Raw genomic sequence first — 10,486 nt, forward strand, 5'->3', positions numbered from 1 at the left:
TGCCGTGGGCGGTCCGACCCGGCCTCACCTCCACTCACCTCGCCCCACCCCCAAGGAGTCCCCCGTGCCCCGCACCGCCGCATCGGTGAACGCCCTCCGGCAGAGCGGCGACGCGCTCGCCGACGCCACCGTCGCCGCTCTCTTCGAACGCGGCGAGATGGGCACCTTCAACACCCTGATGCGGTTCTTCTCCACCGCCGGCGCGCCCGTTCCGGACGGGTTGCCCGATGTCGCCAGGGAGTATCTGGAGGCCACGAGCGCGCCGCCGGCCTGGGTGGACTGGGACGAGATGGAGCGGGCCCGGCTGTTCTTCATCGACAACAACGTGCACATCGCCACCGCCCTGTCCTTCGCCTCCATGCCCGCCTGCTACCTCGTCCCGCACGTGGCGAAGCTGCTGTCGACGACCCACGGTCTCGACTACCCCTCCACGCGCATGGCGGCGACCGGCCAGTTCACCGTCTACCTGATGCAGCCCGACGCCTTCGAGTCCGGAAGCCGCTTCATCCCGGCCGCGCAGAAGGTCCGCCTGCTCCACGCGTCCATCCGGCACCACCTCACCCGCGAGGACCGCTGGGACGCCGAGGAGTCGGGGGTGCCGATCTGTCAGGAGGACATGATCGGAGGGCAGATGTTCTTCTCGCTGCTCGTCCTGGACAGCCTGCACCGCCTCGGCATCCACATGTCCGAGGAGGGAGCGGAGGCGTACTACTACGCATGGCGTGTGGTCGGCGCGATGCTCGGCGTCGACCAGGACGCCGTCCCCAAGTCCCTCGACGACGCACGCCGGTTCCTCGACCAGTACATGATCCGGTACATGGGGCCGTCCCCGGAGGGCGTCCAACTGACCCGGCAGCTCATCCGGCTCTACGAGGACATCGTGCCGGGGACCCTGCTCGACCCGGTCGTGCCCGCTCTCGTCCGGTACCTGGTCGGCGACACCAGCGCCGACTGGCTCGAGGTCCCCACCACCCCTTGGGACACCCTCGTCAAGGCCGTGCCCCATCTACTGGGGGTGCTGGAGACCATCGAGGACCACTCCCCGCTCGGCGCCTGGGCCCTCGACCGGCTCGGGCACCTCACCACGATCTTCGAGCTGTCCTCGCTCACCCGTGGGCGCGTCATGCACTACGCCGTCCCCGAGAACCTCAGGAAGGAGTACGGCGTCCCCGACGCGCCGTCCCGCACCCGTCGCTGGACTCCGCCGGCCGCCACGCTCTCCCTGTGAGCCGGCCCGCGCAAAGGCCAGGGGAGGGTGGCCGCGAGCGCCAGGCGCGTGGCGCGTCGGCTGCGGTACGCCGCGAGGTCGTCCGCGAGATGCCCGGGTGGCCGGAGCGCGCCATACAGCGCGACCAGTGGCCGTTCACCCTCCGCCACCGGGAGTCCGCTGCGCGGAAGTACTGTCGCGACCCCTCTACCCGACGGTAACCTTCAGGCCCGTCCACGACTTGGGGGAGTTGTATGGGTGCCGTCACGAGGTTCGATCCCGTCGCAGAGCACGAGAGGGCCCGTGCCGCTCTGCGGGCCGTGGTCCTGCGGCTGGTGCGGCTGATGCGGGAAGTTCCGGATGTGAACGCGGCTTCCGGTGTCCCCGTGTGGACGGTGGGAGACGTCGCTGCGCACCTCGCGGGCGTGCACTTCGCCTACTCCGCCGGCTTCACCGACGAGGCCGTGGAGTGGGACGCCGTCCTCCCGCCCGGCAACGGACCGTTCGGTGAGCGGATCGCGGCCATGAACGCCACCGCCATCAGCCTCTTCGACGGCGAGGAACGCGCCCGTCTCGGCGACTTCATCGCCGAACGGAGCGAGATGTTCCTGCGGGTCACCGAAGGACTCTCGCCGGACACGCCCGTCACCGCCCCCTGGCTCGGGAAGGACCTGCCCCTCACGCTGGCGGCGGCGACCGGGCTGATGCTCAGCGAAAGTCTCGTCCACGGCCTGGACATCGCCCGAGGCGCCGGACGCCCCTGGCCGATCGGCGCCGACGAGGCGAGCCTGGTGCTCGGGCAGTCGATGCCGACGATGATGCCGCTGGGCCTGGACACGGCGAAGGCGCGGGGCGTCACCATCGCGTTCGACCTCGCCATCAAGAGCGGTCCGCGTCTGGCCGTCGTCATCGACGACGGGACGGCGACCGTGACCCGTGACGCCCCGCCGCGCGCGTACGACTGCCGGATCACGGCGGCACCGGCGGCGTTCCTGCTGGTCTCGTTCCGCCGCACACCCATCTGGAAGGCGATCGCGCGCGGTCAGATGAGGGCGGGTGGGCGCAGGCCGTGGCTCGCCATGCGGCTCGGCGAACTCATCGGCAGTCCTTGACCCCTGCCCCCTGCCCCTGCCCCTGCCCCCCGGCTCTTAGCTCCTGGCCCCTGACCCGAGGGTGTTCGAGGATTCTCACAGGTCGCGCCGCTGCACCCCGATGATCGCCACGGCCGCCGCGCCCACCGTCCACGCCGCGTAGACCGTCCAGGCACCGCCGTTGGTCCAGGGAAAGTCGGTCGGCGAGGGAGTAGCGACGTCCACGAGTCGGACCCAGGCGCGGAAGGGCAGGGCGTGGCTCGCGAGCGCCGACCAGTAACGGCCGTCGGTGAGGACGTTGGGCAGGACGAGGACGACCGCGACCGTCGTGATCATGGTGGTCGCCGTGTGGCGGATGACGGTGCCGAGGGCCATCCCCGCCAGCGCGCACACCGGGGCGAGCAGCGCCGAGGCGAGTACGACGCGCTGGGCGCCCGGGTCGCCGAACGAGACCCCGATGCCCCGGGCGTCGAGGATCTCCTGGGTCAGGACGAACGAGGCACCTGAGACGAGTGCACCGAAGGTGGTCGCGACGGCCGCGACGACGACGGCCTTGGCCGCCATCACCGAACGGCGCGCAGGGACGGCCGCGAAGGTCGTACGGACGGTGCCCGTGCTGTACTCCCCCACCATCACGAGAGCCCCCATGGCCCCGATCGCCATCACCATGACCATGGCCGCGTTCCCGGTGAAGGCGATCTGCAGGGGAATGCCGTCCCGAAGGAAATCGGCCCGCTCCCCCGCGTTCTCCGCGGTCCAGTACTTGTACGTGTCGTACGCGGTGCCCACGTTGAAGGCGATCACGGCCAGCGCCGCCGTGCCGTACGCGATCCAGGTCGAGCGGAGCGACCGGAGTTTGAGCCACTCGGAGGCGACCAGGTCGAGGAAGCGGGGGCGGGGCTCCACGGTCGGGCCGGTGGGCGGGGTCGCGCCGACTGTCCCGGTCGCGCCGGTCGCGCCGGTCGTGCCGGTCGTCGGGGTCGACGTCGCGGTCGGGGTCGGGGTCGGGGTCGACGTCGCGGTCGGGGTCGGGGTCGGGGTCGAGGTCGGGGTCGGGGTCGAGGTCATCGGGGTTCTCCTGCGAGGTACTGGACGCTGTCGGCGGTGAGTTCCATGAACACGTCTTCCAGGGACGCGGACCGGGTGCTGAGCGCGCGCAGCGGGATGCCGTGCTCCAGGGCGATCTCGCCGATCCGGTCCGCGGTCAGGCCGGTGACGGTCAGCTCGTCGCCGGCCCCGTCCACCACGGCGCCCTCGGTCACCAGTAGGTCCCGCAGTGCGGCCGCGGCGCGCGTGCCCACCCGCACGCTCCGGCGGGTGCCCCGCGCCGAGAACTCCGCGAGGCTCTCCGCCGCGATCAGTTCGCCCCGGCCGATGACGATCAGCTGGTCGGCGGTGTGCTCCATCTCGGACATCAGGTGACTGGACACGAACACCGTGCGGCCCTCGGCGGCGAGCCGCCGGAACAGCTCCCGCACCCACTTCACGCCCTCGGGGTCAAGGCCGTTGAGGGGCTCGTCGAACAGCAGCACCGGTGGGTCACCCAGCAGCGCCGCCGCGATGCCGAGCCGCTGTTTCATGCCGAGCGAGAATCCGCCGATGCGGCGCCGTGCGACGTCGGCGAGACCGACCTCCCGCAGCACCTCCGTCACCCGCTGCTGCGGGATGCGGTTGGAGCGCGCCAGCGCGGACAGTTGCGCCAGCGCGCTCCGTCCGCCGTGCACGTCGTGCGCGTCGAGGAGCGCGCCGACGTGGCGCAGGCCGCGGGCCCGCTCGTGGAAGGGGCTTCCGTTCACGGTGACCGTGCCGCCGGTGGGCTCGTGCAGGCCGAGGATCATCCGCAGTGTCGTGCTCTTGCCCGCGCCGTTCGGGCCGAGGAACCCGGTCACCTGGCCGGGCCGCACGGTGAAGGACAGGTTGTCGACGGCGGTCGTGCCGCCGTATCGCTTGGTGAGTTCGTTGACTTCGATCACTTGACCAAGGTGCCGGTGCGTCACCCCTCCCGTCGTCCTGCCGCCGCCGACAATTCCCCGGCCCGATGTCGACCCCGGTCGTACAGCCTCGGGTTGACGACCCTGGCCCTGACTGGCCGTGATGGGCCCCGACCAGCCCTGACCGGCCCTGACCGCCGGGTTTGGAGCATGGTCCAAGATTCACATGGATGGGGCTCGGGGTCTTCTGTGGAATGCGCAGCTCCGCAATAGTGGCGCGCACAGCGGAAGTTGGTTTCCGCATGACAGAAGTCCGCTACGGAGGAGTGCCCGTGCCGCACGCCGCCCCACCTGCTCCACCCGCGCCGTCCCTCGCGCGCCGCGCAGCCCGTCTGCTGCGCACCTCGCTCTTCGCGCAGGTCGCCTGCGCGCTCCTGCTCGGAGTCCTCGTCGGACGACTGTGGCCCGAGGCCGCAGCGGCCGCCCAGCCACTCGGCGACGGCTTCGTCCGCCTCATCAAGGCGATGATCGCCCCGCTCGTCTTCTGCGTGGTCGTCGCCGGCATCACGAAGGCGGGTGACCTCAAGGCCTTCGGCCGCATCGGGATCAAGGCCCTGATCTGGTTCGAGGTGGCCACCACGGTCGCGCTCGTCTTCGGTCTGCTGGCCGGAAACCTCGCCGGTCCCGGAACCGGGATGAACGTCGACCCGGCGAAGCTCGACGCCACCGCCGTCGACGAGAAGACCGGCGGCGGCGAGCTGCCCTCGACCTCCGAGTTCATCCTGCACTCGCTGCCCGACAGCGCGGTCGGCGCCTTCGCCGAGAACTCGCTGCTCCAGGTGCTCGTACTGTCCTGCCTGGTCGGCGCGGCCCTGCTCCACCTCGGCCACACCAAGGTGCCGGCCATCCTGCCCGTGATCGAGCAGGCGCAGGAAGTCGTGTTCGCCATCGTCGGTTTCATCATGAAGCTCGCCCCGCTCGCGGTCTTCGGTGCGACGGCACATCTGGTCGGCGAGTACGGGCTCGGCGCGCTCTCCACGTACGGGAAGCTGATCGCCGTCTGTTACGGCGTCGCCCTGCTCTTCCTGCTCGCCCTGGCGCTTGCGCTCAAGGCGCTGACCGGGCTCAGCCTATGGAAGTTCATCCGCTACACCCGCGAGGAAATGCTCCTCGCGCTCGGGACGGCCTCCAGCGAGACCGTCATGCCACGCATGATGCAGAAGCTGCGCGCCGCCGGCTGCCGGGACGACGCGGTCGGGCTCGTACTGCCCACGGGCTACTCGTTCAACCTGGACGGCGCCTCGATCTATCTGTCCGTCGGTACGCTCTTCATCGCCCAGGCGGTGGGCGTCGACCTGACGCTCGGCCAGCAGATCACCGTCGTCCTGGTCCTGATGCTGACCAGCAAGGGCATGGCCGGCGTCCCCGGCTCGGCGTTCCTCGCGCTCTCCGCGACGGCCTCCGCCCTCGGGGTCATCCCGGCCGGCGCCGTGGCCCTTCTGCTCGGTGTCGACCGGATCATGGACGCCATGCGCGTCGCGACGAACCTGCTCGGCAACTGCGTGGCCGTCTTCGTGGTCTCCCGCTGGGAGGGCGCGCTCGACCGCGTGACCGCCCAGAAGGTACTGAACGGCGAGATCGAGTTCGTACCGGAGAAGACCACGGAGGTCTCGGAGGTCGCCGAGGTCGCCGAGGTCGCCGAATCAAAGACCCTTCAGGCGTAGGCGAACTGTCGGAGGTACGACGGTTGCGGGGCCCGGCCGGCGCGAGCCGGGCCCCGCTCGCGTAGCCGCTAGTGGCTGATCGGATGGGTCACGGGTGGTGCGGCGGAAGGTGCGACGCGCGACAACTTCGCCGCCGTGCCCCGGGCGAGTTCGAAGGCCACCTCCGGGCTGCCGTCGCCCCTGCGCCAGGGAGCGGCACCGCACCACGGGCCGATCAGGCGGAACTGCTCCAGCGCGGCGGCGTACATCCTCGCTCGCATCATGTGGTGCGCGAGCAGGTGACGCAGCGCGGGCAGGTGCTGGTCGTCGGGGCCGACCTCGGCGAGCGAGGCGGCGACCTCCTCAAGGCGCTTCTTCGCCGCCTGTGTGGGCAGCGTCGAAGGAGCGGAGGGTTTCACCAGCTCCTCCAGGGCGTGCAGGTACATCCCTGCGAGCGGACTGCCTTGCGGGGCCTTACGGACCGCCTGCTCGGCGAATCCCATCATCGACTTGTCGCTGCCGAACCACTTGGCGCACCAGTACTGAAGAGCCTGCCCATGGCCCTCGTAGTGGTACGGCGCACGGGCGGTCAGTCCGTCCCAGAGTGGCTGGAACTGATCGTGGTCGTACTGAGCTCCGCGGGCGGCGGTGACCATGACGACCCAGGGGCTGGGGTTCTCGGGGTCAAGCACCGCGGCTCTGCGCGCTTCGGCGATCGCGGCCGGGAGCAGGGTGCGGAATTGGCGCATCCGCTCGGACGGGACCTCGTGTGCGTACTCGCTCCCGCGGATCTCCCAGGCCTTGTGGACCATCCGGCCGGCAAGGACGGTCGCCGCGTCGCAGTTGTCGGGCCTGGCCGTACGCCATGCCTCCAGCCATGCGTCGTCCTCGCCGGCCAGCTGCTGCAACAGCTCGATCCGGGACCAGCGCTCGTCCCAGTCGTCACCGGCCGCCGCGACGTAGGCCTCGGCGGCCCGCCAGTCGCCTTCCCACGCCGCGTCGGCCACGGCTTGCATCTCCTGAAGCCGGTGCGGGGCCGGCGGTGGGCCGGCGCGCCGACGGTCGAGTGCCTCACGGGGTACGAGTCCGTAGTGGGCGGCCACGAAGTGCTCCCTCACCCAACGCGCCGCTCGATGGGGAGCGAGGAAGAGTCTGTGGAGCACGTAGAGGAGAGCGCCGAGCACGACGGCGAAGAAGATCGTCACGGCCGAGAATCATCCATCACTCCGTCACTCTCTGCAACAGTCCAGGCCAATGCCCCGTCGAGGCCGGAGCCTGTATCGATCGCTTCAGGGCCACCGTCCGCCGCCCCCATGACTATTGGGAAACTTTCCTAACAACGTATTGACCGGGCCCCGTCAACCCCCGAAGCTTTAGCCAGCTCCTCGCACAGCACCGACTGTCGGGTGACCCGGTACGGGCCGACCCGGCCTGTCGGCTCTCCCCCGACCACGACCTGATCCGTACCCCCACGGCCGCGTCGCCGTCGGACGCCGATGACACCGCCGGCCCGTTGCCCTACGTACCTCGACGGCCGCCGCGCCACTGGCCACCCTCCAGAGGTTCGTCCCTCGGATCGCGCTCTCCGTAATCAAGCATCGTGAAAGGGAGTTGACGTGCAGAAACCCATCCCCCCGTCCCTCCGTCCCTTACGGCCCCGACTGATCGGCGCGGTGGCGGTCGCCGTCCTCGGCTCGGCCGTCCTCCTGATCCCGCCCTCGGCCACGGCGGCCGCCGGTCGCACGTCCGCGGCCGCCGGCGCGGCGGCTCCCGTCCGCTACGAGGCCGAGTCCGCCGCACTCTCCCAAGGCGTGGCGGAGTCCAACCACACCGGCTACTCCGGCACCGGGTTCGTCAACGGGGACAACGTCGCGGGCAGCTATGTGGAGTTCACCGTGAACGCCGCGAGCGCCGGTACGGCGGTGCTCGCGATCCGGTACGCCAACGGGACCACCACGGACCGGCCGGCGAACGTCTCCGTCAACGGCGCGGTGGTGGCAGCCGCCCGGTCGTTCCCGTCGACCGGTACGTGGGACGACTGGACCACGGCCACCGTGACCGCCGCCGTCACCGCAGGGAGCAACAAGATCCGGCTGACCTCCACCAGCGCGGCCGGTCTGCCCAATCTGGACCACCTGGACGTCGAGCTCACCGCGCCGGTCACCGACTACCAGGCCGAGGTCGCCTCCATCGGCCAGGGCGTGGTGGCGACCAACCACACGGGCTACACGGGCACCGGCTTCGTCGACTACACCAACATCGCCGGTTCGTACGTGGAGTTCACGGTGAGCGCCGCCACGGCGGGCAGTGCCTCGCTCGCTCTCCAGTACGCCAACGGCACCACGGCCCCCCGGCCCATGGACATCTCCGTCAACGGCACGGTGGTCGCCTCCGGCGTCGCCTTCCCGTCCACGGGCAGCTGGGACACCTGGACCACGAAGACCGTGAACGCCGTGCTCCAGACCGGTACGAACACGGTCCGGGCCACCGCGACCAGCGCCGACGGCGGCCCGAACCTCGACCGGCTCCGGGTCGGCGCGGCCGCCGACACCACGTCCCCGACCCGGCCCGGCACCCCGGGCTGCTCCGCCATCGGGCCGAACGGTCTCACGCTCACGTGGGGCGCCTCCACCGACGAGGTGGGCGTCAGCGCGTACGACATCTACGAGCGCGGCAACAAGCTCGCCGAGGCGCCGGGCGACACCACCACGAAGGCCCTCACCGGGCTCGCCCCGGGCACCACGTACAACCTGACCGTGATCGCGCGGGACGCGTCCGGCAACGCCTCCCCGGCGAGCCCGGCCGTCGACTGCGCCACCACGCCCAGCAGCGACCCTCTGCCGAGCCGGCCGGGCACCCCCGCCGTCTCCGCCGTCACCTCCACCGGGGCCACGCTGACGTGGGGCGCCGCCACGGACGACCAGGGTGTCGTGGCGTACGAGATCCGCAGCGGTGCGGCGGTCGTGGGCACCGTGACCGGCGCACCGCCGGTCACGACGAAGGCCGTGACCGGGCTGGCGTGCGACGCGCCGTTCAGCCTGACGGTGGTCGCCAAGGACACGGCGGGCGGCTACTCCGTGCCGTCCGATCCGGTGTCCTTCACCACCGGCGCGTGTTCCGACGACGGTGGGGTCCCGGGCTCCCCGGCCACCCTGTCCAGCGGCTGGACGATTCCCTGGGGTGTCCACTGGATGCCGGACGGCACGTCCGCGCTCGTGACGGAGCGGGACAGTTTCAAGGTCTTCAAGCTGACCGCGACCGGTACGAGGACGCAGGTGGGCACGGTCCCCAACGTGGTGACCACGGACGGCGAGGGCGGGCTGCTCGGCGTGGCCGTCGACCCCAACTGGTCGAGCAACCACTACGTCTACCTGATGCACACCGCCTCCGAGGGCAACCGGATCGTGCGCATGACCTACAGCGGCGGCACGCTCAGCGGCTACACCGTGCTGCTCCAGGGCATCAAGAAGAACCGAGTCCACAACGGGGGCCGACTGGCCATCGGCCCGGACGGGTACCTGTACGCGTCCACCGGTGACGGTCAGACGCCCGCCCTGGCCCAGGACAAGAACTCGCTGAACGGCAAGATCCTGCGGCTGACCACTGCGGGCAGGCCCGCTCCGGGCAACCCGTTCGGCAACTACGTGTACAGCCTGGGCCACCGCAACCCGCAGGGTCTCGCGTTCGACCGGAACGGCCGTCTGTGGGAGGCGGAGTTCGGCGACGCCACGCGGGACGAACTCAACCTGATCAAGCCCGGGGCCAACTACGGATGGCCCACCTGCGAGGGCGACTGCGGCACCGCCGGCATGACCAACCCCAAGGCGTCCTGGCCGGTCTCGCAGGCGTCGCCGAGCGGCATCGCCATCGTGCGCAACGTCGTCTACATGGCGAGTCTGCGCGGTGAGCGGATGTGGCGGATCCCGATCAACGGCGACACCGAGACGGTCGGCACGCCGAGCTCGTACTACGTGGGCAGCTACGGGCGTCTCCGTACGGTCGCGAAGGTCCCCGGCGCCGACCGGCTCTGGCTGACCACCACCAACGCCGACAACAACGGCGGCGACCCCGACGGCTCCGACAAGATCTTCCGCATCGACGTCGGCTGACGCCCCGTCCCCTCGCCACCGGACCGCGGGCCGTCGGCATCACTGCCGACGGCCCGTCTCACGGTCGGGCGGAGCGAACCGACCGGCCGCTAGCCGCGGACGATGTTCTCCGCCTGGGGGCCCTTCTGGCCCTGGGTGATGTCGAAGGTCACGGCCTCGCCCTCGGTCAGCTCGCGGTACCCGTTGCCCGAGATGTTGGAGTAGTGGGCGAAGACGTCCGGGCCGCCGCCGTCCTGGGCGATGAAACCGAAGCCCTTCTCGGAGTTGAACCACTTCACGGTGCCGCTGGCCATGCTCGTCCCTCTGGTCAGTCCAGCGGTGGTCCGGGGTGGGACCACCGCGGCACCCTTCCGCGGGTGCCACTCCGGTCCTCCCCCGCCACGACCACCTCTACACCCACCGATCCGATCTTGTGACTACAGCCGACGGACAGGCGGAATGAAGA

Annotated in this window: 8 protein-coding genes; 4 read left to right on the plus strand and 4 right to left on the minus strand. The window is 70.7% G+C overall.

What is annotated here, in order from left to right:
* The first annotated feature begins 64 nt into the window (after nucleotides 1–64).
* Both OG462_RS04050 and OG462_RS04055 read left to right on the plus strand, forming a co-directional pair.
* A complete protein-coding gene (locus OG462_RS04050; RefSeq protein ID WP_406054507.1) occupies nucleotides 65–1,228 on the plus strand; it encodes an oxygenase MpaB family protein in 1,164 nt (387 codons plus the stop codon).
* A gap of 233 nt (nucleotides 1,229–1,461) precedes the next feature.
* Complete coding sequence (locus OG462_RS04055) at nucleotides 1,462–2,319, plus strand: maleylpyruvate isomerase family mycothiol-dependent enzyme (protein ID WP_406054509.1); 858 nt, start codon at nucleotides 1,462–1,464, stop codon at nucleotides 2,317–2,319.
* Between the two features lie 75 nt (nucleotides 2,320–2,394).
* On the opposite strand, the gene OG462_RS04060 is transcribed toward OG462_RS04055, so the two are convergent.
* Together OG462_RS04060 and OG462_RS04065 are read right to left on the minus strand one after the other, a co-directional pair.
* Nucleotides 2,395–3,366 (minus strand): ABC transporter permease, encoded by a 972-nt coding sequence (locus OG462_RS04060; RefSeq protein ID WP_406054511.1) that lies wholly within the window; start codon nucleotides 3,364–3,366, stop codon nucleotides 2,395–2,397.
* Nucleotides 3,363–4,271: an ABC transporter ATP-binding protein gene (locus tag OG462_RS04065; RefSeq protein WP_406054513.1), complete on the minus strand. Its 909-nt coding sequence runs from the start codon at nucleotides 4,269–4,271 to the stop codon at nucleotides 3,363–3,365. Before OG462_RS04065 ends, OG462_RS04060 begins: the two co-directional genes overlap by 4 nt.
* A 260-nt stretch (nucleotides 4,272–4,531) precedes the next feature.
* Between OG462_RS04065 and OG462_RS04070 the strand changes: the two genes are divergently transcribed.
* Nucleotides 4,532–5,953: a cation:dicarboxylate symporter family transporter gene (locus OG462_RS04070; RefSeq protein WP_406054515.1), complete on the plus strand. Its 1,422-nt coding sequence runs from the start codon at nucleotides 4,532–4,534 to the stop codon at nucleotides 5,951–5,953.
* Between the two features lie 68 nt (nucleotides 5,954–6,021).
* Here OG462_RS04070 and OG462_RS04075 read toward each other — a convergent pair whose 3' ends face one another.
* Entirely contained in the window at nucleotides 6,022–7,137 is a 1,116-nt protein-coding gene (locus tag OG462_RS04075; protein WP_406054517.1) for a hypothetical protein, read from the minus strand.
* 411 nt (nucleotides 7,138–7,548) lie between these two features.
* Here OG462_RS04075 and OG462_RS04080 point away from each other — a divergent pair, with 411 nt between their 5' ends.
* Entirely contained in the window at nucleotides 7,549–10,041 is a 2,493-nt protein-coding gene (locus OG462_RS04080) for a PQQ-dependent sugar dehydrogenase (protein WP_406054519.1), read from the plus strand.
* A gap of 89 nt (nucleotides 10,042–10,130) precedes the next feature.
* Here OG462_RS04080 and OG462_RS04085 read toward each other — a convergent pair whose 3' ends face one another.
* The gene (locus OG462_RS04085; RefSeq protein ID WP_030213732.1) at nucleotides 10,131–10,334 is read right to left on the minus strand and encodes a cold-shock protein; all 204 of its coding nucleotides are present in this window, start codon (nucleotides 10,332–10,334) and stop codon (nucleotides 10,131–10,133) included.
* Between the last annotated feature and the right edge of the window lie 152 nt (nucleotides 10,335–10,486).

Source organism: Streptomyces sp. NBC_01077 (genome assembly GCF_045162855.1).
Classification (GTDB): Bacteria; Actinomycetota; Actinomycetes; order Streptomycetales; family Streptomycetaceae; genus Streptomyces.

Coding starts and splice junctions, on each gene's coding strand:
- OG462_RS04055 (WP_406054509.1), top strand. CDS start 1,462: ATGGGTGCCGTCACGAGGTTCGATCCCGTCGCAGAGCACGAGAGGGCC.
- OG462_RS04060 (WP_406054511.1), bottom strand. CDS start 3,366: ATGACCTCGACCCCGACCCCGACCTCGACCCCGACCCCGACCCCGACC.
- OG462_RS04070 (WP_406054515.1), top strand. CDS start 4,532: ATGACAGAAGTCCGCTACGGAGGAGTGCCCGTGCCGCACGCCGCCCCA.
- OG462_RS04085 (WP_030213732.1), bottom strand. CDS start 10,334: ATGGCCAGCGGCACCGTGAAGTGGTTCAACTCCGAGAAGGGCTTCGGT.